Source organism: Fulverythrobacter fulvus, from assembly GCF_037154085.1.
GTDB lineage: Bacteria > Pseudomonadota > Alphaproteobacteria > Sphingomonadales > Sphingomonadaceae > Andeanibacterium > Andeanibacterium fulvum.
The window spans coordinates 419,442-438,612 of the sequence record NZ_JBANRM010000002.1; the positions used below are offsets into that span (position 1 = coordinate 419,442).

Below are 19,171 nucleotides of genomic sequence, written 5' to 3' on the forward strand. Positions count from 1 at the left end.
TTCTCTTGGTGCGCTCCTGCGCAGGCAGGAGCCCAGGTTCTGGGTCCCTGCCTTCGCAGGGACTCACATCGTTCACACAATCATATGAACCCGCGCCCCATGTTGCAGGGGGTGAGTAACAAGGCTGATCTCGAACAGGTCGATCTCCTCCAGTACGCGCCCCTTGGGCAAAGGCTGCCAGCCCCGCGCGCGGTAGCCGAAGGAGAGGCCGCTCACCTCGCGCCGGGCAAGGGCACTGGCAGCGCGGCCCAGCGGATTGTCGATCCGGGCGATGATCCGCAGGCCCTTGGCATCCTCGGCGGCGAGAGTGACGGCGCCGATGGGCTGGTCCGGCCGGTGCTGCCAGAACAGCGGCAAGGGCCCCGCTCCCGGTTTCGCCTCGCGCTCCGCCAGCGTGCGGGCAAAGGCGCCGGGGCGGATCACGTCGCCTGCCCCATCGGCAATGCCGAACAGCGCGGCATAGCCGGCGAAGCGTAATCCTGAACTCCGCTCGTCCTGAGCCTGTCGAAGGGCGCGCGCCGCGCCTGGTTTGACAGGCTCACCATGAGCGGGGAGGGGAGGGCGCTTCACCGCAGCAGTTCCGTCAGGCCGAAGCGCCAGGCAAAGCCCACCAGCAGCATGGCCAGCAGCCCGCGCGCCGCCCAGGCGACTGCCGCGCGCCAGGCGCTCTTCTTCGCGTCGCGCCAGGCCTGCAGCAGCTCGCGCAATTCGTCGATATCGCCCTGCGCGCCATCGTCGGCGAGGCCGAGCCGGGCGAGCACCCGGTCCGCCCCCAGTTCGGAGGCTTCCTCCACGATCGCGCGCAAGGTGGTGAGGTCGCTGCCTTCCTGCGCGCCCTGCGCGATCAGGCTGGCCAGCATGTCTTGCCGGTTCATTGGCTTGCTCCTTGGTTGTCGAGGCCCAGCAGGGCCCGCTTCTCGTCATCGGAAAGGAAGGCGGCGGCGCTCACCTGAGCCCACAGCCGCTCGCGGTCTTCGGCAAGGGCGGGGATGCGGTCGGGGTCCACCGCCAGCCGTGCCTCGGGGAACCACGAGGCCAGTCCCTCGGCGATGGCAGACAGGATCTTGCCCGCCAGCGGCAGCAGAGTGAGCCGCCACAGGGCGCGGTTGGCCTCGCGATAATTGGCATAGGTATTGTCGCCCGGCAGGCCCAGCAGCATGGGCGGCACGCCGAAGGCCAGGGCAATGTCGCGCGCGGCGGCGGCCTTCAGCGCGGCGAAATCCATGTCCGCCGGACTGAGCGAGAGGGACTGCCATTTCAGCCCGCCTTCCAGCAGCATCGGCCGCCCGGCATTGGCCATCCCGGCAAAGGCGCCTTCCAGCTCGGCCTTCAGCCGCTCGAACTGCTCGCTGCTGAGCGTCGCGGCCTCGCCCCCTTCCATCACCAGCGCGCCCGATGGGCGGGCGGCGTTTTCCAGTAGGGCGCGGTTCCAGCGGGCAGCGGCATTGTGCGTGGCGACTGCCTCGTCAGCGGCGGAAAGGCAGCCCGCGCCGTAATGATCGTCCGAGGGGTGGAAGGCCTTGATATGGATGATGGCGGGCCAGCCTTCCTCATCCTCCACCGGCAGGGCCAGTTCCTTCTCGCCCACGCGATAGAGCCAGGCGGCGGGCCAGCCACTGGCATCGGGCAGCATCGCCATGCGTTCGGGCCGCAGGGCGAACAGCTCCACCGGCCGCCCGGCCCCGTCCTTCACGATCTGGAGGAAGGCATTGCCATGCAGCAGCAATTGCGCCGCCAGCGTTTCCAGCAGCGGCTGCCCTGCGCTGGTGGCGGTAACGAGCTTTTGCAGTGCGGGATCGGTAGGAGCCAGCGGCACGTTGCCTACCCCCTCGGCCACCAGCCGCACGGCCCGCTGGGCGACGGGATTGTCGAGAAAGGCGCGGCCAACCGCCCCGCGATAATCGAAGGCGCGGGGGCCTGCATCGAAGGCGGCGGGCCAGCCGCCGGAATAACAGCGCGACAAGGGCGCACGCGAAAAACCCCCGCCCTTGAAGGCGGAGGCCAGAGAAGTGAGGAAGGACATGGGTTTTCCTTTTTCGATCCTCCCCGTCGCAAAGCGAGGGGGAGGGGGACCGCGACACCACAGGTGTCGCGGTGGAGGGGTATTGCCGTGGGTGCCGGCCCCTCCGTCAGCCGCTGGCGCGGCTGCCACCTCCCCATCGCGCTGCGCGCGACGGGGAGGATCCGGGATTGGGGCAGGCTGGGCGGAACATCTGCCTTATTCTGTGTGGGACCCTCTGGGAGCCGGGATCGGATAAAGCAGGATTTCATCCGGCCCCGCCGCCGCGATCATGCCGATCAGAATCCCCTTCTCTCCGACCGAGGGATAGTGCGTGCAGCTTGTGAACACCGTGGCTTCCACTCGCACCACCGTGGCGGGGGTTTGCTCCCCCCGCAGGAGCCGGATGATACGGGCAGTGAAGCTGTAGCCATCCGGGCCGTGTTCGCTGGTCAGAATCTCCACTTCGGCGGCAAAGTTGCCCTCCGCTTTTTCAGGTAAAGTCCGATGAAGAAACGGAACTTCCAAGTTATAGCCTCGACAGGCCTGCGCAGGGGCCGCGCCGAAGGCCATTGGGGCACATGCGGCGAAGAGCGCGAACAGTCTGTGTCGGGTGGCCATCTGCCTATCCTATGCTGTCGGTGTTCGCCCATCCATGCGGGCCAATCCGTAGGCTTCCGGTGCCTTCCACGGCGGTGAGGCTGGACGAGATGTGTCACCCCGGACCTGTTCCGGGGTCCAGCTTTGGTGCAGGGCTTCGCTACTCCGTGAGACCCCGCAAACCTTGCCCCAAGCCCCCGATCCGCCCATGATGCAGGCCATGGGGTTGAGGGGCTTTTTCTTCGGGCAGAGGTTCACTTTGCGCTCGCCATTGCCGGTGAGCGAAGTGGCTCAGCGTATCAATCGTGGCAGTATTTCAATGCTGACCGTCTTTGCGTCCGGAGTGACCGGCGGGGTTGTCCTCAATTGGCTTAGCCTTGGCTATCGCAGTTCGATTTTCGACTACAACGCCAAGCCCCGGCTGAGCGGGCGCTTGTGCAACTCGCTGGGCGGGACGGAACTGAATGTTCGCTTCGGCACGCCGGTATGGGTGTTCGTTGTTTTCGCCTTTTTCTATCTTCTGCTGACGTTCGTGACAGTGATTGTCGCGTTCCCGGCCATTCACGGTGACCCGAGGCTGGATCGTGAAGCGTTGCCATATTTCCTGCTCGTGATGTTGGCATTCTATGTCTCGCCGCTGATCATGCATTTCATTCTGACCAGAGGCGCGGAAGCCGATCTTGAGCGGATGCTCGAGTTCCTTGAGCAGGAAGTGCAGGCCGTACCGCAGGAGCGGCCCGCTTCCTGAAGCTGGACCCCGGAACAGGTCCGGGGTGACGACACATCAGAACCTTAGCACTCGCGGCACCCGCCTCACCCCCAGCATCAGCTCGCTCAGTGCCCAGACCAGCGCATCGGCCCTGTCCGGCGACCTTCCCGGCCCTTCATAGCCGCCTGCCGCCAGCATGCCGCACAGCTCGTCTTCCAGCTGGGGGAACTGGCCTGCGTGGCGCACTCTGCCTGCTTCGTAGAGCGCGGCGACGGGTTCGGCGCGGGCGCTTTTGCCCCGGCTGGCGTGGACCAGTTTCACCGGCAGGGCGATGTCGGCGGCCTTGAGGACGGAGCGGACCATGGCGCCGCCCTGATTGGCTTCGGCCACCACCCGGTCCGCGCCGTAATCGCGCGCCACTTCGGCCACGCGGCGGGCCCAGCGTTCCGGGCTGGGGCGGGCGATGGAGCGGTCCGCCAGCAGGCGGGCCACGCCGTCTTCCCCCAGCGCGCAGACCACGATCCCGCAGGCATCCCCATGCGCGGAGGCCGGGGGATCGACGCCGATCACGATGCGCCGGAAAGTGGGGGGTGCCGCAGCAGAGGCTTCCGCCTCGCGACATTCCTCCAGCAGCGCGCGGGTCCACAGGGCGCCCTCGATCTCGTCCAGCAACTCTCCGTCCAGTTCCTGCCTGCCGAGCAGCGAGCTTCCATATTCGCGGCGCATCCGGCGAGTGAAGCTGCGCGGCAGATGGCCATTGTCGAAGGTCGATCCGCGCGTCACGGCCACGTCTTCGGCTTCCTCGCCCGAAAGCAACCGGCGCAGCAGCGGCACGGCGCGCGGGGTGGTGGTGGCCATCGCGCGCTGGTCCGGCCCCAGCCGCAGGCCGAGCTGCAGATTGTCCCACGCCTGTCCGGCGCGGCCATGGGCATTGGTCCATTTGGCGATCTCGTCACACCAGGCATGGCTATGCTGGGGGCCGCGCAGGCTTTCCGGCTCGCCCGCCGAATAGAGCATGGCCTGCGCGCCATTGGGGAAGGTGACGCGGCGCAGGCTGGGTTCGTAGGTGGGGCGCAGATCGGGCGGGCAGCAGGCCAGCAGCCCGCTTTCGCCCTCCACCATCACCATGCGCGCTTCGGCGAGCGAGGTGGCGACCAGCGCGATCCGCGCATCGGGATCGCCCTCCGCCACGGATCGCACCCATTCGGCCCCGGCCCGCGTCTTGCCGAAGCCGCGCCCCGCCATCACCAGCCAGACGCGCCAGTCGCCCGGCGGGGGAATTTGCCCGGCATGGGCCTGAAACGCGGCGAAGGCATAGGGCAGTTCGGCCCGCTCGGCCGGGGTCAGGCCTCGACTGAGCTTCGCCTTTTCGTGAGACTTCGCCCGTTTCAGCCAGGCCTGCGGGTGGAGGGCATCCTCGTCCTCCGCTTCATCCTCATTCGCCATCGCCGGTCTCCCCGGAATTGGCCCCGGCAGTGGCCCCGGCAGGGGCGGGGAGCGCCTTTTCGGCCTCCACGCGGGCGAGGACCTGCGTGCGCATCGCGGCGATCTTGCGTTCCAGAGAGGCGCGCACATCGGCGGCGGAAAGATGGGCGCGCTGGGCGCGGGCCTTTGCCGCGCTTTCGCGGTGGACCATCAGCAGGCGGAAGGCGGTGGCATTGTCGAAGCCGCGCACGCCCACCTTCGCCCCGGCGGCGCGCTTGATCTCGCCCTCGCGCAGCCGGCCGAGCAGTTCCATTTCGAGATTGTCGTATCCCTCGCACAATGCATCGCGCCACTGGGCAGCGAAATCTCGGTTGCGGCGGCGGGTTTCATAGACAGTGGAGACGGCGACGCCCGCGATCCGCGCGGCACGGGCGACGTTGGAGGTTTCGGCCAGCGCGGCCAGGAAGGCGCGGCGCCAGCCGGTGGCGGGGGCGGTGCGGGAAGTGGCGGGGTGGGCAGGCTTGGCGCGGGTAATGGCAGCCGGGCGCGCAGAGGCGCCGGGCCGGGAGGTCGGCTCGGTCATGGCAAGGTTCCGTGTTGAGAGAGGATCGAAGGGCGTTGCGGCCCCGAGTCGCACTATCGCGATGTTGGCCTTGTCTAACCAAACAGCGTGACGATGTCAATAGAAAAGTGCCATATAGGTTATTTGCTTGGGCTTGTCGTGGTTCACGCCCTCGCGTAGACGGGCGGGGCTTTCGGCTCGTCATTGCGAGCGAAGCGAAGCAATCCAGGGGCCCGGCGCCGGGTGCTGGATTGCTTCGGGGCCATGCCCCTCGCAATGACGATCAAGGTTCCAGAGCCCGAGGTTTCCCCATGCTGCGCCGCCTTTACGAATGGACCATGGCCAAGGCGAGCCATCCCCATGCCGAATGGTGGCTGGCCCTGTTTGCCTTCGTGGAAGCCAGCTTCTTCCCCATTCCGCCGCATCCGGTGCTGGGGCTGATGTGCCTGGCCGAGCCGAAAAAGGCCGTGCGCTTCGCCACTATCGCCACGCTTTCCTCCGTCGCGGGCGGCGTGCTGGGCTATGCGATCGGCTGGGGGCTCTACGATACGGTAGGCAAGCAATTGCTCGACCTGCTGGGCATGACCGCCAGCTTCCCCGTGGCCGCCTGCTATCTGCGCGAATACGGGGCAGAGATCATCATGATCAAGGGCGCCACGCCCATCCCGTTCAAGCTGCTGACGATCACGGCCGGGTTCATTCACATGAACTTGCTGACCTTCGTGCTGGCCAGCATTGTCTCCCGCTCGATCAGCTTCATGATCGTGGGCGTGCTGTTCCGGCTGTTCGGCCGGCCGATCAAGGCCTTCATCGACAAATATCTCGGCCTCGCCACGGCTGGATTTGCGGTGCTGGTCGTGGCAGGCTTCCTCGCCATCACCCTGCTGGAAGGCGACGGGTCGGGCGCAGTGAAGGAAAAGTGCGAGGCGACCGCGACTATCGTCTGAGCGGTTCCTCAGGAGCGGCGGTGCGCGGAACTCGCCGGGCGCGTTGCTCATTGGTCTTTCGGGAAAGGAACCAGCATGAGCCGTATCGCCATCATCGTCGGCAGCCTGCGCAAGGAATCCTACAATCGCCGGCTGGCAGATGCCCTGATCCGCCTGCCCGCCGCGCAGGGCCACCACTTCAGCTTCGCCGAAATCGGCGCCCTGCCGCTCTACAATCAGGATACGGACAAGGACCCGCCGGAAGCGGCCAGGCAGTTCAAGCAGGCGATCCTCGCGGCGGACGGCCTGCTGTTCGTGACGCCGGAATATAACCGCTCGATCCCCGGCGTGCTCAAGAACGCCATCGACCATTGCTCGCGCCCCTATGGGGAGAGCGGGTGGACCGGCAAGCCCGCCGGCATCGTGGGCGTCTCGCCCGGCGCCACCGGCACGGCCATGGCGCAGCAGCACCTGCGCAATGTGCTCGCCGCGCTCGACGTGCTGACCATGGCGCTGCCCGAGATCTTCCTCAAATGGAGCGACGACCTGCTGACCGCCGATGGCGAGGTGGGCGAGCGCAGCCACGCCTTCCTCGACCGCTGGATGGTGCGCTTCCTCCAGCATGTGGAGAAGCATTCGGGGTAGGGGCGAGACTGCTCGCCTCGGACTACTCCAGCCTCCGCCCATCCTGAGCCTGTCGAAGGACACGCGCTGCCCTTTGGCCTGGGTCAGATTCCCTTGGGGCTAACGCCTCGCGTGTCCTTCGACAGGCTCACGACGAACGGGTACGGTGGTGGGGGCTGGCCTGCCTTCCGGGCAACCCCAACCACCCCGGCCCCGTCACCCCGCCAGCAATTCCAGCCGGTTGCGCGCCAGCACGCCGCCGATGGTCGGGCCGTCGAGCGGGGCCTTGCGGGCTTCCTTGTCCAACTCGCGGAACACGCCTTCCAGCGCGCCGCCCGCGCTGGCCACGGCTACCATCAGCGCGTCCTTGCCGCTGCGGTTGGAAAAGCCATGGGCGACGCCGCGCGGCAGGTGGACGAAAGTGCCGGGCCCGGCCAGAGTCTCGCCCTCGGCGGTTTCGAAGGTGATCTCGCCTTCCACCACATAGGCCATTTCGTCCTCGTCATGGTGCAGGTGCATCGGCACGCCGAAGCCGGCAGGCACGGGGTGATGGGCGAAGAACAGCTCGCGCTTGTCGCCGGATGACATCACGGTGATCGGCGCGCCCAGCACGTTGTAGCAGCGCCCTTCGCCGGGGCGGGTGATGGTCACTTTGTTCGCAGTATCAGACATGGTTTCCTCCACATTCCTGTGGGGCATCCAGATATTGCGATGTTTCGGGCCTGACTAGCGAGGTAAATCCGGATAACTTGTTCGCTATTGCCGAACAAAGGTGCGCCATGTCGCTATTTTCCGGGCTCGAACATTTCATCGCCGTGGTGGAGGAAGGCAGCGTCACCGGCGCGGCCCGGCGGCTGGGCCTGTCCAAGAGCTTCGTTAGCGAGAAGGTGAAGGCACTGGAGGCACGCCTCGGCGTGCGCCTGCTCGATCGCACCACGCGCAGCCTGCGCCTGACCGAAGCGGGGGAGGCCTATTACGGCCGCGCCGTGCGCGCCGCGACCGAGGCGGAAAGCGCGGTGCAGGAAGCGCAGCGTTTCCAGGCCGAACCGGTGGGCCGCCTGCGGGTGGCGGTGTTCGAAAGCTATCACCGCATCGGGCTGTCCGAAGGGTTGGGCAGTTTCCTCGATGCCAATCCCTCGCTCCAGATTGAGTTCGTGGAAGGCATCTCCACGGTCGATCTGGTGGCGGGCGGGATGGATCTGGCGATCCGCGTCTCACCCCAGCCCGAACCGGGCCTGATCGTGCGCCAGCTCGGCCGCTCGCGCGTGTTCCCGGTGGCCGCGACTGCCTATCTCGACCGCTTCGGGCCACTCACTCATCCCTCGCAGCTCGCGCAGCACCGGCTGATGGCCTTCGCCCCGCTTCATTACGACCGCGAATGGCGCATGACAGTGGAGGGCCGCCCGATGAGCGTGCCGGTCCAGCCGCGCGTGCTGACTCACAGCGGCGAGAGCCTGCGCTCCATGGCGCTGGCCGGAGTGGGCGTCACTGCTCTGCCCGAATGGACCGTGGCCGATGCCATTGCCGACGGGCGGCTGGTGCATTTGATGCCCGATTATCCGATGGCCGAAAGCGGGCTCTATGCCGTCTATCCCTCAAACCGCCTGATGACGCCCAAGGTGAAGCTGTTCGTCGAACACATCATCCCGCATCTGCCCGCCTATATCACCGGGGCAAAGTGAGGGGATTCAGCCCTTGAGTTTTGCTATTCTAACACCTTGTGGCGAAGCTGATTTGGTCTCCTTTGAGGGAGACAATGCAATCCAACACGGGAAAAGCCGATCTCACGCAAATCGTGATCAAACAAACAGAGGGGCGATAAACCAAGGATTTCCGTGGAAAATTGACCCAAGAGAGAGGCCGTAAGGCCTTGCGATCAAATACCCATCAAAGAAAATCAGGCCCACCAAGGCAGGTAACGAGCGGCCTTTTTGGCCTGCCCTTCCTCAAAGGGCTTGATAACCCCAGCTTCGAGTGCGTCACGGATAATCCGAGAGACGATTGCAGCGTTTCCGGCTTCCACGCCAAAGCGTTCTCTGAGGGAAGTGTTGGTTACCGGCTCGCGATTCACATAGCGAAGGCAGGCATGCAGGTAGCAGGCATGGACCTTCTCTTGTCGATCCATTTCGCGAAGCGGCTTAGGTGCAAAGAGTGTGACTCGAAAAGCACCGTCCTGTCGCTCCCAGATTGGAGGGGGCAATTGATGAAACTCAGTCTCGAAGACGACCTTGTCTACACCGCTGCCCCGTTCTTCGCAGATTCCAAGACGCCGCATGAAGCGAGCGAGAGCTTCGTTGCGTGAGCGGGGAGCATGATCCAGCAATCGCTCTACGTCTATCAATGGTGAGCCCGGGTTGGTGATTTCGATCCGCCCATCGAAAATCTCGACCATGGGGCCAGTGCCTTCAATCGTGAAATCCTGATGGATTAAGGCGTTCGCCACAAGCTCGCGCACAGCGAGTTCGGGAAAGAGAGGTACCACTGTTCTCAGAGCTTGGCCGATCACCTCATTGCGTGGCAATTGACCGTCGATCCATTCCATCAATCCCGCGAAACCAGCAGCATAGCCGCGCGTGCCTTCTTGTTCACGCTCAGTATGGACCCTGCTACGACCTTGATAGACAATAACACGCACTGCCTTGCGGCCGAGCGCAGGAAAGTCCTGCAAACGGCGTGCAAAGAGAATTGCGCCGAGATTTGTGATATTAAAATGCCCCGCCTCGTTCCGTGTGATCAGGCGATCTTCCTCAAGTTTCTCAAGAATACCGGTGTGGTTGCTTGGAAAGGGAAGGCCCAGACTTTCGAAATAAGCGGGATAATCCAGCAAGGATATTACTCGTTCACCGCTGCAATCGCCAAGTGCGACGAGGGCCTCAAAAGGACTCCGGTCGAACTGCCGCCATAATTCGGCTTCCTTTGAGCCATGGTTGCCAAGCGGCTGGATAACAGAGCCAACACGAATCCATTCACGGCCCGAGAAGCGCGTTGGTTGAAGCCTAGCAGCCGGGATTTCGAGAACCACAACGGCCCTTTCATTGACCGTCAGCGAGTGGAACCTGATGTCCAGCCGTGGTTCCAGACACCGTACAAGCCACGCCTCAAGATTCTCGTTGCCCTTCTTGGCGATTGCAGGATTGAATGTCGTTCCGAGAATGGCGTGAGTGCCATCGTCTACGCCCCAAACAAGATAGGCTTTCTCCTGATCCTCCAGCACGGCGGAATTGGACAGAGCAGAGATGGTCTTGCCGATCATATCGGGATCGGCATTGTTGTGCTTGAACTCGACCCAACCGGTTTCCGATGGCAATCGCGTCAATTCGTAGACGAGACGTTCACGAAAACCCGGTTGCTCGTCGGTCATTCGCCATCACCTTTTTGGCAAGTTGATAGGCAGACAATCGCGGCATTCACATGCCGGTACAACCTCAGATAATCCCCACGGCCTTCCCGGCGCGTTCGAACATGCCGAGGATGGTCTGCACCTGCTCGGCCGAATGTTCGGCGCAGAGCGAGCAGCGCAGCAGGGTCATGTTCGCAGGCGTTGCCGGCGGGCGGGCGAGATTGACGTAGAGGCCTTCGTGCAGCAGCGCCTCCCACATGGCCGCGCCCTTCTGCAGGTCGGGCATGATCACCGCGATGATCGCGCTCTGCGGGGCATCGGTGCCGAGCTGGAAGCCGAGCTGCTTGAGCCCGCCGTGAAGCGTGCGCGAATTCTCCCACAGATGGGTGCGCTTTTCCCCGGCATTCATCAGCTTGCGAATGCTGGTCGCCGCCGTCGCCACCACGCTGGGCGGCAAGCTGGCAGTGAAGACATAGGGGCGGCAGACCAGGCGCAGCACTTCGAACTTGGGATGGTTGGACACGCAGAAGCCGCCCACCGTGCCCACGCTCTTGGAAAAAGTGCCGATCACGAAATCGACATCCTCCAGCACGCCCTGTTCCTCGGCCACGCCGCGGCCATTGGGGCCGATGAAGCCCATGGAATGGGCCTCGTCCACCAGCACCATGGCGCCATTGGCCTTGGAGACGGCGATCATTTCCTTCAGCGGGGCGATGTCGCCCAGCATGGAATAGACGCCTTCCAGCACCACCAGCTTGCCCGCGCTTTCGGGAATGCGCTTCAGCCGCTTTTCCAGCGCTTCGATGTCATTGTGCTTGAACGGCACCACCTCGGCATTGCCGAGCGCGCAGCCGTCCCAGATGGAGGCGTGGCTGTCGATATCGAGGACGATGTAATCGCCCTTGCCCGCCACGGTGGAGATGATCCCCAGATTGGCCTGATAGCCGGTGGAGAACACCATGGCATGCTCCATGCCATAGAACTCTTTCAGCGCTTCCTCGCATTCCTTGTGGCCCTGATAGGTGCCGTTCAGAACGCGGCTGCCCGTGGTGCCCGCGCCGTAATTGTCCAGCGCATCCTTGCCGGCCTGGATCACGTCCGGGTCGAAGGTCATGCCCATGTAATTGTAGGTGCCCAGCAGGATCGTGTCCCGCCCGTTGCAGATCGCGCGGGTGGGGGAGAGCACTTTCTCCATCACCAGGCTGAAAGGGTCTTCGCCCCCGCCGGCCAGCAGGCTCTGGCGCAGGGCGATGATATCGTCGAACTTGCTGAACAGGTCGCCGGTCATGTCGGGCTTCTCCCTATCGCCCGTCAATTGCCGCTGAGCTTGCAGACGGCATCCACCAACTGGCCGAAATTCTCGATTTCCGCCTGCTGGTTCATGCTGATGATGATGTCGAATTCGTCCTCGATCGCGGCGACGAAATCCATCACGGTCAGGCTGTCGAACTCGAGGTCCCCAGCAAAGGTGGTGGCGTCGGCGATATCGGCGCCCTTCTTGTTGAAGGGGGCGATCAGCGAACGGATACGGGTGTCGACGTCTGCGCGGTCCATTTGGGGCTCCTAGGGCTCGATTGCGGCGCAAAAGCGGCGCGGGGGATGGTTGTCAAGCGAAGCTGGCGTGATCCCCCGATTGTCACCCCGGACTTGTTCCGGGGTCCAGCCCGAATTGGCGAATAGTGCGCTCCGGACGTCGGGACCCGCAAGGGAGCCGTGCCCCGAAACGGGTCCGGGGTGACAGTCCGCATGATTCACAGCAGCGCCTTCACGGCCTGCATGAAGGGGCCGATGGACACCGGCTTGGCCAGATAGCCTTCCGCCCCGGCATCGCGAATGCGTTCCTCGTCGCCCTTGCCGGCATAGGCAGTGACGGCCAGTACCGGGATAGTGCGCAAGGATGCGTCCGTCTTCATCCCCGCGATCAGGTCCAGGCCCGAGACATTGGGCAGCTGGATATCCATGATCACCAGATTGGGCACGAAATCGCGGGCCTTGCCGATCGCTTCCAGCCCGTCTGCCACTGGCTCCACCGCGAAGCCATTGGCGCGCAGGACGTCGCAAAACAGCTTCCGGTTGAGATCGTTGTCCTCGACAACGAGGATTCTCTTTGCCACTGCCCGTTTCCCCTGGGGACATTCCCCGTCGCTTGTTTCTAGGACCCCGGCAAGGTGGTGACAATTCCCGGTTCCAGCGAATCCCCCGCACAGGCGGAAAGTGCCGAATCGCTGGCGCTGAATGCGCTCGTCTGGCTATTGTCGGATGAAAGCCGGGCGGACCGGCTGCTTGCGCTGACCGGCCTGACACCCGACATATTGCGGGCCGGGCTGGGTGACCGCGCCGTGCTGGCCGCGGTGCTGGAATTCCTCGCCGGGCATGAACCCGATCTGGTCGCCGCCGCAGATGCGCTGGGGACCGAACCGCAAAAGCTGGCCGATGCCGCAAGGAGCCTGACCCGATGAGCCGCCGCCCCCTGATCGTCACCGATTGCGACGAGGTGCTGCTGCACATGGCCGCCCATTTCCGCGATTTCGTGGATGAGCAGCATGGCGTGGAGTTCGCGCTGGATGGCAACAGCTTCCTCAATTCCATGCGCCGCCGCGAAACCGGCGAAGTGCTGAGCGAAGAAGAGATGTGGGTTCTGCTGAACCTGTTCTTCGATACCGAGATGCACCGCCAGAACCCCATCGCCGGGGCCGTGGAAGCGATCAACACACTGGCCGAGCAGGCCGATGTGGTGGTGCTGACCAATCTCAAGGACCACCGGGCACAGACCCGTGCGGCGCAGCTTGCCGGGCATGGCATCAATGCGCGCGTCTATACCAATCAGGGGCCGAAGGGCCCGGCGCTGAAGGCGATCCTGGGCGAGCTTGGGGCGGAACGCGCCTTCTTCATCGACGATATCGCCCATCACCACGGCTCGGTCGCGGAAGAGGCCGGGCATGTCACGCGCCTGCATTTCGTGGGCGAGCCGCTGATGGCACCCTATGTGCCCTGCGCCTTTACCGCCGGGCAGGCCCATGCCCGGATCGACACATGGGACGAAGCCCTGCCGTGGCTGCTGGCCCGGCTGGAAGACAAGTGAGGACCGGAAACAGGATCATGAGCATCGAAGCCAAACTCGCCGAACTCGGCATCACTCTGCCCGAACCCGCCGCCCCGGTCGCGGCCTATGTTCCCGTGGTGGTGGCTGGCGGCCTGGCCCATGTCTCGGGCCAGCTGCCCTTCGTGGATGGCAAGCTCGTCACCGGTCGGCTGGGCGAGGATGTCAGCCTTGAGGACGGCACTGCCGCCGCCCGCGCCTGCGCGCTGATGCTGCTGGCTCAGGTCAAGGCCGCGCTCGGCTCGCTCGACAAGGTGGAGCGCGTGGTGAAGCTGGGCGCCTTCGTCAATTCCGCGGGCAGCTTCACCGATCAGCCCAAGGTCGCCAATGGCGCCTCGGAACTGATGGTGGAAGTATTCGGCGATGCCGGCCGCCATGCCCGCAGCGCCGTGGGCGTGCCCGTCCTGCCGCTGGGCGCCGCGGTGGAAGTGGACGCGATCTTCGCCGTCAAGGGATGATCGCCGCGCTGCTCGACCGGCTGCTTGCCCCCGCGCCCGATGCGGCGCGGGTGGCGTGGCTGGCGCAGCACGAATATGCCCATCGCGGGCTGCACGGGCCGGGCGTGCCCGAAAACTCGCTCTCCGCCTTTGCCGGGGCCATCGCGCGCGGCATGGGGATCGAATGCGATATCCAGCGCAGCGGCGACGGGCAGGCGATGGTGTTCCACGATTGGGACCTTGCCCGGCTGACCGGCGAGAGCGGGCCGGTGGCGGATCGCAGTGCCGCCGCGCTTGGCCAGATCATGCTCAGCGGCGGGAACGGGGACCGCATCCCCACCCTGCGCGAGATGCTGGGCATGGTGCGCGGGCGTGCGCCGATCCTGATCGAGATAAAATCGAAGCGCGGCTATAACGTGGCTGCAAGCTGCCTTGCCGTGCGCCGCGTGCTGGAAGGCTATCAGGCGCCCCATGCGGTGATGAGCTTCGACCCGCGTGTCAGCTGCTGGTTCGCCGCCAACAGCCCTCGCACCCTGCGCGGTCTGGTGATGACCGAGGAAGGCGATCGCGGGATCGCCGGCTGGGCGCGGCGGCATCTGTGGCTGTGGATCGCGAAGCCCGATTTCCTCGCCTATGACATACGCGACCTGCCCAGCCGCTTCGCTGCCGCCCAGCGCAGGCGCGGGTTGCCGGTGACGAGCTGGACCGTGCGCTCGCCGGAATTGCGGGACCGGGCTGCGCTGCACGCCGATGCCCCGATTGCGGAGGGGGATGGGGTTCAGGGCGGCTGATCCGTCATTCCGGCGAAGGTCGGGATCGCTGGTGGACACCCCCAACCCCCGCTCGTCCTGAGCCTGTCGAAGGACACGCGCCAGCGCTCGCCCAACAAAGAGACATGGGGCTGCCGGTTTCCCGTGTCCTTCGACAAGCTCAGGATGAGCGGATGTGGATGATTGCGGGAGAGGAGTTTCGTCCGCTTCCCCCATTCCCGCGCTGCCCAGCCCCCACCGCCCCCACCGCCCCCACCTTTCGCCGGGCCGACCACTGTTCAATCCGCCCCAAGGGCAATCGACAGCCGGGATCACCTTTGGCTAGGGTGCCGCCCATGAGCGAAGAGCCGACTCTCACTGCCCGGATCGCCCCGTCCGTGGGCGCGCTTCCGGCGGGGGAGTGGGACTTGCTGGCGGGCGACGACAATCCGTTCGTCAGCCATGCCTTCCTTTCCGCGCTGGAGGATTCGGGCAGTGTCGGCCCCGGCACCGGGTGGAGCCCCGTGCCGATCGTGATCGAGGACGAGGCGGGGCGGCTCGCCGCCGCGCTTCCGGCCTATCTCAAGTCCCACAGCCAGGGCGAATATGTGTTCGACCATGGCTGGGCCGATGCGTGGGAGCGGGCGGGGGGCAGCTATTACCCCAAGCTGCAGATTTCCGTGCCCTTCACGCCTGCCACGGGTCCGCGCCTGCTGCTGGCGGACGAGGCCTTGGGCGTGCCCCTGCTGCGCGCGGCCGAAACGCTCTGCCGGCGCGAGGAACTGTCATCCGTCCACGCCACTTTCATCGAGCCTGCCCAATTGCCCCTGTTCGAGGAAGCCGGCTGGCTGAAACGCAGCGATATCCAGTTCCACTGGGAAAATCGCGGTTATGCCAGCTTCGAGGATTTCCTCGGCGCCCTGTCCTCGCGCAAGCGCAAGGCGGTTCGCAAGGAACGTGCCGCCGCGCAGGAGGGAGTGGAGATTCGCGCCTTTTCCGGGGCGGAACTGAAACCGGCCCATTGGGATGCCTTCTGGGACTTCTATCAGGATACCGGCGCGCGCAAATGGGGCACGCCCTATCTGACTCGCGAGGCCTTCGACCTGTTCGGCAAGCGCATGGGCGAAAAGGTGCTGCTGATCCTGGCCTATATGGACGATATGCCGATTGCCGGAGCGCTCAATTTCATCGGTGGATCGGCGCTTTACGGCCGCTATTGGGGCTGCCTGCTGGACAAGCCCTTCCTCCATTTCGAGCTGTGTTACTATCAGGCGATCGACCATGCGATCGCGCGCGGGCTTTCGCGAGTGGAGGCGGGCGCGCAGGGCGGGCACAAGCTTGCCCGAGGCTATGAGCCGGTGCGGACATGGTCGGCGCATTGGATCGCCGATCCCGGTTTCCGCGATGCAGTGGCCGATTTCCTTGCCCGCGAGGATGCGGGCGTGGCGGCAGACCAGTTCGTGCTGGGCGCGAGGACGCCCTTCAGGAAGGGTTGAGCCCTCAGGCCGCGCGGCGGTCGATCGCAATCAGCCACTGGCGCGCGCGGCGCTGGGCTTCGGCGATTTCGCGGGCGGTCATCTCGTCGGCCACGTCGGCGCGGCACCAGGCGGCTTCGTCATGCCCCTGCGCTGCGGCGAGGTTGAACCATTTATGCGCTTCGATCAGATCGCATTGCGCGCCGTGGCTGCCGGTGGAGAAGGCCACGCCCAGGTCGAAATAGGCATTGATATCGCCCATCGCGGCGGCGGCGAGGCAGGCGGCGACAAGCTTGTCGGCGCCGGTGTTGTTTCCGATGGTGGCGGTGTTCGCCGCCGGAGCGGTCTGTTCGATCAGGCGAAGTCCCATGATTCGTACCCCCAATTTACCCCTGTCCGGAGCGGCACTTTGCCTGCCCCTGAGGAGAAGGTGGGGTCGCCATGGTCAATAAATGGTTAACGTCATTTGCGGGAAACCAAGGAAGCGCGCGGGGTGGCGGGGTTTCGCCGCCTTAGGAATAGCTCTTATCCTCCGGTGATATCCCGCGATTGCCGCTTGTGCCGCCCATGGCCGCACCCTATAGGCGCCCCCAAACCAGACCGGACGCGCTACTGGGAAAACCTGGGGCATGCAGGGCAAATTGCCGGTTCCCGGGAGAGAACTTGGACACGGAGTGACTCGATGGCTTCGGTTGCCGGTGACGATATCGATATTCTAGCAAAGGCGCGTCGTACGCTTGGTAGCGACTACACGCCTTCCGATGACGAAGAGTACATGAGCGACCAGCAGGTGGAATATTTCCGCTCGCTGCTCGTCGAATGGAAAAAGTCGATCCTTTCCGCTTCGGAGGGCACGCTGCAATCGCTGCAGGATGGCCCGATCCGCGAGCCGGACCTCAACGATCGCGCCTCGAGCGAGACCGATTGGGGGATCGAGCTGCGGACTCGCGACCGGCAGCGCAAGCTGATCGCCAAGATCGATTCGGCCCTGCGCCGCATCGACAAGGGCGAATATGGCTTTTGCGAAGTGACCGGCGATCCGATCGGCATCAAGCGCCTGATCGCTCGCCCGATCGCCACCATGACGGTGGAAGCGCAGGAAGCCCACGAACGGCGCGAAAAGATCTCTCGCGACGATTGACGGAAGCCCCGCGAAACCCTTCGGGATTCGCGGATTTCCGCCCCTTCGCGCGATTAATGCTTTGTTTGCGAGTGCGGTGCTATGCACGGGCCAACCGGTGGGCAAAAGGCCGGAATCGGGCCGTGCGCGCCCCGTGTAGCAAAGGGTTGGGTAGCAAGCGAATGAGCAACGTCGACACACGCCAAATGTCGCGCGACAGCCTGTTCGTAATGGCCAGGTGCAAGGTCGAGGGCGACGCCAGCGGCACGGAGCACCGGGTGAAGGTGCGCAACCTTTCCGCAGCCGGGATGATGGCCGAAGGGGATGTGAAGGTCTCCCGCGGTTCGCTGGTGAGCGTCGACCTGCGCAATATCGGCTGGGTGGACGGCACCGTTGCCTGGAAGCAGGATAATCGCTTCGGCATCGCCTTCCTCGAGGAAGTGGACCACCGGCTGGTCCTCACGCCGTCGCCGATCTCTTCCGAAACAGAGCTGCAAACTCCCCGCTTCGTGCGCCCGCCGCTGGCAAGCGGCCTCCCGGAAGCGTCCAAGCTCCGCAAGATCTGACAATCGCCGGGCCCAACGCGATGGGGCCCATTGAAGCGCGCCGCTGCAGGGCTTACGGCTGACGCAGATGTCTCGCCTCCTTCGCATCCTGGCCGTCGGTCTGGCCCTGTTTGCCGCTGCCTGCGGGCGGGGCAATGACGGTGCGCTGGAAGTGGCCATCGTGGGCGGGGCGGACGATCCGTTCCAGAGCGGCGTGCTGCTCTCCGTGGCCGGCCAGCATGTCCATGCGGCGACGACCGAGGGACTGGTCGGGCTCGATGCGCAGGGGCAGGTGATCCCCGGACTGGCCGACCGCTGGATCGTGACCGAGGACGGGCAGAGCTACATCTTCCGCCTGCGTGACGGGACCTGGCCCGATGGCAGCGAACTGACCGGCGAAAGCGCCCGCACTGCCCTGCGCCGCGTGGTCCGCAGCCTTGCGGGAACCTCGCTGGGCTATGACCTTGCCCAGATCGACGAGATTCGCGCCATGGCGGGGCGAGTGGTGGAAATCCGCCTCAAGGGCCCGATGCCCGATTTCCTGCAATTGCTGGCCCAGCCGGAGCTTGGCCTGCCTCACAATGGGCGCGGCACTGGCCCGATGAGCCTGCGCAAGGTGGAAAAGACGGCGGTCCTTTCCATGCTCGCGCCCGAGGCGCGGGGCCTGCCCGTGCGGGAAAACTGGCAGGAGGATGTCCGCGAACTGCGGGTCCACGGGACCGATGCGAAGCGGGCAGTCGCCCTGTTCGACGAAGGGCAGGTCGATGTGGTGCTCAACGGCCGGATCGAAAGCCTGCCACTGGTCGATACCGGCCCGCTCTCGCGCGGGACGGTGCGGGTCGATCAGGCAATCGGCTTGTTCGGCTTGGCAGTGCGCAATGCGCAGGGGCTGCTGGGCGATGCTTCGGGCCGGGAAGCGGTTTCGATGGCTATCGACCGGGCGGCGCTGATCGCCCCGTTCAATGTCGGTGGCTGGCAGCCCACCACGCGGCTCGTGCCGCCGGGCCTGCCGGGCGATCTCGGCACTATCGGCGAACGCTGGGAAGGCACTGCGCTTGCCCAGCGGCGCATCGCGGCCGTGGCGCGAGTGAATATGTGGAAGTCCGTCAATGGCGGCGCGGCGCCCGTCATCTCCATCGCCCTGCCGCAGGGGCCGGGCGGCGATCTGCTGTTCGGCGGCCTCTCGCGCGACATGGCGGCCATCGGCGTTACTCTGCGCCGGGCGAGGACGGGTGAACGGCCCGACCTGGAACTGGTGGACCGCGTGGCCCGCTATGCCAATGCGCGCTGGTTCCTCAACCAGTTCAATTGCGGCCTGCAGCGGGGGTTCTGCTCGGCCGAGGCCGATGCCCGGGTGGAAGAAGCCTCGCGCAGCCAGGACCCGGACGAACGCGCCGCCCTGATGGCCGAGGCGGAGGCCGAACTGACCGCGCTCGACGCCTATATTCCCTTCGGTGCGCCCCTGCGCTGGTCGCTCGTGCGTGCCGGGGTGGACGGGTTCGCCGCCAACGCCTGGGCGTTCCATCCCTTGCCGGAACTGGCCACCGTTACCAGATAGAG

24 protein-coding genes are annotated in these 19,171 nt (G+C 65.2%); 12 read left to right on the forward strand and 12 right to left on the reverse strand.

Annotated features, from left to right (window positions below):
* Positions 1-72: 72 nt before the first annotated feature.
* The 4 genes from WFP36_RS07835 to WFP36_RS07850 form a co-directional block, all read right to left on the reverse strand.
* The gene (locus WFP36_RS07835) at positions 73-570 is read right to left on the reverse strand and encodes an HK97 family phage prohead protease (RefSeq protein ID WP_419716619.1); all 498 of its coding nucleotides are present in this window, start codon (positions 568-570) and stop codon (positions 73-75) included.
* Complete coding sequence (locus WFP36_RS07840) at positions 567-875, reverse strand: DUF6127 family protein (RefSeq protein WP_336979424.1); 309 nt, start codon at positions 873-875, stop codon at positions 567-569. The genes WFP36_RS07835 and WFP36_RS07840 overlap by 4 nt, the downstream gene beginning before the upstream one ends.
* Positions 872-2,023, reverse strand: a complete 1,152-nt coding sequence (locus WFP36_RS07845) for a phage portal protein (RefSeq protein ID WP_336979426.1) — start codon at positions 2,021-2,023, stop codon at positions 872-874. The genes WFP36_RS07840 and WFP36_RS07845 overlap by 4 nt, the downstream gene beginning before the upstream one ends.
* Before the next feature lie 195 nt (positions 2,024-2,218).
* Positions 2,219-2,620 (reverse strand): hypothetical protein, encoded by a 402-nt coding sequence (locus WFP36_RS07850; protein ID WP_336979428.1) that lies wholly within the window; start codon positions 2,618-2,620, stop codon positions 2,219-2,221.
* Positions 2,621-2,807: 187 nt separating this feature from the next.
* On the opposite strand from WFP36_RS07850, the gene WFP36_RS07855 reads away from it, so the two are divergent.
* Positions 2,808-3,347, forward strand: coding sequence for a hypothetical protein (locus WFP36_RS07855; RefSeq protein ID WP_336979430.1), 540 nt, complete (start codon positions 2,808-2,810; stop codon positions 3,345-3,347).
* Positions 3,348-3,383: 36 nt separating this feature from the next.
* Here WFP36_RS07855 and WFP36_RS07860 read toward each other — a convergent pair whose 3' ends face one another.
* Positions 3,384-4,754, reverse strand: coding sequence for a DNA-packaging protein (locus tag WFP36_RS07860; protein ID WP_336979432.1), 1,371 nt, complete (start codon positions 4,752-4,754; stop codon positions 3,384-3,386).
* Positions 4,744-5,316, reverse strand: coding sequence for a hypothetical protein (locus WFP36_RS07865; protein ID WP_336979434.1), 573 nt, complete (start codon positions 5,314-5,316; stop codon positions 4,744-4,746). Before WFP36_RS07865 ends, WFP36_RS07860 begins: the two co-directional genes overlap by 11 nt.
* A gap of 290 nt (positions 5,317-5,606) precedes the next feature.
* Between WFP36_RS07865 and WFP36_RS07870 the strand changes: the two genes are divergently transcribed.
* Positions 5,607-6,242, forward strand: a complete 636-nt coding sequence (locus WFP36_RS07870; protein ID WP_336979436.1) for a YqaA family protein — start codon at positions 5,607-5,609, stop codon at positions 6,240-6,242.
* Between the two features lie 75 nt (positions 6,243-6,317).
* The gene (locus WFP36_RS07875) at positions 6,318-6,866 is read left to right on the forward strand and encodes an NADPH-dependent FMN reductase (RefSeq protein ID WP_336979438.1); all 549 of its coding nucleotides are present in this window, start codon (positions 6,318-6,320) and stop codon (positions 6,864-6,866) included.
* A gap of 195 nt (positions 6,867-7,061) precedes the next feature.
* On the opposite strand, the gene WFP36_RS07880 is transcribed toward WFP36_RS07875, so the two are convergent.
* Complete coding sequence (locus WFP36_RS07880) at positions 7,062-7,517, reverse strand: cupin domain-containing protein (RefSeq protein ID WP_336979440.1); 456 nt, start codon at positions 7,515-7,517, stop codon at positions 7,062-7,064.
* A gap of 107 nt (positions 7,518-7,624) precedes the next feature.
* On the opposite strand from WFP36_RS07880, the gene WFP36_RS07885 reads away from it, so the two are divergent.
* Positions 7,625-8,527 carry a LysR family transcriptional regulator gene (locus tag WFP36_RS07885; RefSeq protein WP_336979442.1) on the forward strand — a complete coding sequence of 301 codons (903 nt, stop codon included), beginning with the start codon at positions 7,625-7,627 and terminating at the stop codon, positions 8,525-8,527.
* Between the two features lie 215 nt (positions 8,528-8,742).
* On the opposite strand, the gene WFP36_RS07890 is transcribed toward WFP36_RS07885, so the two are convergent.
* The 4 genes from WFP36_RS07890 to WFP36_RS07905 all read right to left on the reverse strand — a co-directional run bounded on the left by WFP36_RS07890 (position 8,743) and on the right by WFP36_RS07905 (position 12,299).
* Positions 8,743-10,206: an ATP-binding protein gene (locus WFP36_RS07890; protein ID WP_336979444.1), complete on the reverse strand. Its 1,464-nt coding sequence runs from the start codon at positions 10,204-10,206 to the stop codon at positions 8,743-8,745.
* A gap of 64 nt (positions 10,207-10,270) precedes the next feature.
* Positions 10,271-11,473 carry a serine palmitoyltransferase gene (gene spt, locus WFP36_RS07895; protein ID WP_336979446.1) on the reverse strand — a complete coding sequence of 401 codons (1,203 nt, stop codon included), beginning with the start codon at positions 11,471-11,473 and terminating at the stop codon, positions 10,271-10,273.
* Positions 11,474-11,496: 23 nt separating this feature from the next.
* Positions 11,497-11,739, reverse strand: a complete 243-nt coding sequence (locus tag WFP36_RS07900) for an acyl carrier protein (protein WP_054531192.1) — start codon at positions 11,737-11,739, stop codon at positions 11,497-11,499.
* 197 nt (positions 11,740-11,936) lie between these two features.
* A complete protein-coding gene (locus tag WFP36_RS07905; RefSeq protein WP_336979448.1) occupies positions 11,937-12,299 on the reverse strand; it encodes a response regulator in 363 nt (120 codons plus the stop codon).
* 57 nt (positions 12,300-12,356) lie between these two features.
* On the opposite strand from WFP36_RS07905, the gene WFP36_RS07910 reads away from it, so the two are divergent.
* The 5 genes from WFP36_RS07910 to WFP36_RS07930 all read left to right on the forward strand — a co-directional run bounded on the left by WFP36_RS07910 (position 12,357) and on the right by WFP36_RS07930 (position 15,967).
* On the forward strand, positions 12,357-12,644 hold the full coding sequence (locus WFP36_RS07910; RefSeq protein ID WP_336979450.1) for a DUF3572 family protein: 288 nt from the start codon (positions 12,357-12,359) through the stop codon (positions 12,642-12,644).
* On the forward strand, positions 12,641-13,267 hold the full coding sequence (locus WFP36_RS07915) for an HAD family hydrolase (RefSeq protein WP_336979452.1): 627 nt from the start codon (positions 12,641-12,643) through the stop codon (positions 13,265-13,267). The genes WFP36_RS07910 and WFP36_RS07915 overlap by 4 nt, the downstream gene beginning before the upstream one ends.
* A 17-nt stretch (positions 13,268-13,284) precedes the next feature.
* The gene (locus WFP36_RS07920) at positions 13,285-13,743 is read left to right on the forward strand and encodes a RidA family protein (protein WP_336979454.1); all 459 of its coding nucleotides are present in this window, start codon (positions 13,285-13,287) and stop codon (positions 13,741-13,743) included.
* Positions 13,740-14,513, forward strand: coding sequence for a glycerophosphodiester phosphodiesterase family protein (locus WFP36_RS07925; RefSeq protein ID WP_336979456.1), 774 nt, complete (start codon positions 13,740-13,742; stop codon positions 14,511-14,513). The genes WFP36_RS07920 and WFP36_RS07925 overlap by 4 nt, the downstream gene beginning before the upstream one ends.
* Before the next feature lie 314 nt (positions 14,514-14,827).
* Positions 14,828-15,967, forward strand: coding sequence for a GNAT family N-acetyltransferase (locus WFP36_RS07930; RefSeq protein WP_336979459.1), 1,140 nt, complete (start codon positions 14,828-14,830; stop codon positions 15,965-15,967).
* Between the two features lie 4 nt (positions 15,968-15,971).
* On the opposite strand, the gene WFP36_RS07935 is transcribed toward WFP36_RS07930, so the two are convergent.
* Complete coding sequence (locus WFP36_RS07935) at positions 15,972-16,208, reverse strand: SEL1-like repeat protein (RefSeq protein ID WP_336980034.1); 237 nt, start codon at positions 16,206-16,208, stop codon at positions 15,972-15,974.
* Between the two features lie 420 nt (positions 16,209-16,628).
* Here WFP36_RS07935 and dksA point away from each other — a divergent pair, with 420 nt between their 5' ends.
* The 3 genes from dksA to WFP36_RS07950 all read left to right on the forward strand — a co-directional run bounded on the left by dksA (position 16,629) and on the right by WFP36_RS07950 (position 19,169).
* A complete protein-coding gene (gene dksA, locus WFP36_RS07940; RefSeq protein ID WP_336979460.1) occupies positions 16,629-17,087 on the forward strand; it encodes an RNA polymerase-binding protein DksA in 459 nt (152 codons plus the stop codon).
* A gap of 185 nt (positions 17,088-17,272) precedes the next feature.
* The gene (locus WFP36_RS07945) at positions 17,273-17,632 is read left to right on the forward strand and encodes a PilZ domain-containing protein (RefSeq protein WP_336979462.1); all 360 of its coding nucleotides are present in this window, start codon (positions 17,273-17,275) and stop codon (positions 17,630-17,632) included.
* A gap of 67 nt (positions 17,633-17,699) precedes the next feature.
* Positions 17,700-19,169, forward strand: a complete 1,470-nt coding sequence (locus WFP36_RS07950) for an ABC transporter substrate-binding protein (RefSeq protein ID WP_336979464.1) — start codon at positions 17,700-17,702, stop codon at positions 19,167-19,169.
* Positions 19,170-19,171: the final 2 nt, after the last annotated feature.

Excerpts from the sequence above, each read along its gene's own strand:
- WFP36_RS07935 (WP_336980034.1), bottom strand. The coding sequence starts at position 16,208 with ATGGGCGATATCAATGCCTATTTCGACCTGGGCGTGGCCTTCTCCACC.
- WFP36_RS07850 (WP_336979428.1), bottom strand. The coding sequence starts at position 2,620 with ATGGCCACCCGACACAGACTGTTCGCGCTCTTCGCCGCATGTGCCCCA.
- WFP36_RS07950 (WP_336979464.1), top strand. The coding sequence starts at position 17,700 with ATGTCTCGCCTCCTTCGCATCCTGGCCGTCGGTCTGGCCCTGTTTGCC.
- WFP36_RS07880 (WP_336979440.1), bottom strand. The coding sequence starts at position 7,517 with ATGTCTGATACTGCGAACAAAGTGACCATCACCCGCCCCGGCGAAGGG.
- WFP36_RS07890 (WP_336979444.1), bottom strand. The coding sequence starts at position 10,206 with ATGACCGACGAGCAACCGGGTTTTCGTGAACGTCTCGTCTACGAATTG.
- WFP36_RS07920 (WP_336979454.1), top strand. The coding sequence starts at position 13,285 with ATGAGCATCGAAGCCAAACTCGCCGAACTCGGCATCACTCTGCCCGAA.
- WFP36_RS07855 (WP_336979430.1), top strand. The coding sequence starts at position 2,808 with ATGATGCAGGCCATGGGGTTGAGGGGCTTTTTCTTCGGGCAGAGGTTC.
- WFP36_RS07875 (WP_336979438.1), top strand. The coding sequence starts at position 6,318 with ATGAGCCGTATCGCCATCATCGTCGGCAGCCTGCGCAAGGAATCCTAC.
- WFP36_RS07885 (WP_336979442.1), top strand. The coding sequence starts at position 7,625 with ATGTCGCTATTTTCCGGGCTCGAACATTTCATCGCCGTGGTGGAGGAA.
- WFP36_RS07900 (WP_054531192.1), bottom strand. The coding sequence starts at position 11,739 with ATGGACCGCGCAGACGTCGACACCCGTATCCGTTCGCTGATCGCCCCC.
- dksA (WP_336979460.1), top strand. The coding sequence starts at position 16,629 with ATGGCTTCGGTTGCCGGTGACGATATCGATATTCTAGCAAAGGCGCGT.
- WFP36_RS07845 (WP_336979426.1), bottom strand. The coding sequence starts at position 2,023 with ATGTCCTTCCTCACTTCTCTGGCCTCCGCCTTCAAGGGCGGGGGTTTT.
- WFP36_RS07870 (WP_336979436.1), top strand. The coding sequence starts at position 5,607 with ATGCTGCGCCGCCTTTACGAATGGACCATGGCCAAGGCGAGCCATCCC.
- WFP36_RS07945 (WP_336979462.1), top strand. The coding sequence starts at position 17,273 with ATGTCGCGCGACAGCCTGTTCGTAATGGCCAGGTGCAAGGTCGAGGGC.
- WFP36_RS07840 (WP_336979424.1), bottom strand. The coding sequence starts at position 875 with ATGAACCGGCAAGACATGCTGGCCAGCCTGATCGCGCAGGGCGCGCAG.
- WFP36_RS07865 (WP_336979434.1), bottom strand. The coding sequence starts at position 5,316 with ATGACCGAGCCGACCTCCCGGCCCGGCGCCTCTGCGCGCCCGGCTGCC.
- WFP36_RS07915 (WP_336979452.1), top strand. The coding sequence starts at position 12,641 with ATGAGCCGCCGCCCCCTGATCGTCACCGATTGCGACGAGGTGCTGCTG.
- spt (WP_336979446.1), bottom strand. The coding sequence starts at position 11,473 with ATGACCGGCGACCTGTTCAGCAAGTTCGACGATATCATCGCCCTGCGC.
- WFP36_RS07925 (WP_336979456.1), top strand. The coding sequence starts at position 13,740 with ATGATCGCCGCGCTGCTCGACCGGCTGCTTGCCCCCGCGCCCGATGCG.
- WFP36_RS07930 (WP_336979459.1), top strand. The coding sequence starts at position 14,828 with ATGAGCGAAGAGCCGACTCTCACTGCCCGGATCGCCCCGTCCGTGGGC.
- WFP36_RS07860 (WP_336979432.1), bottom strand. The coding sequence starts at position 4,754 with ATGGCGAATGAGGATGAAGCGGAGGACGAGGATGCCCTCCACCCGCAG.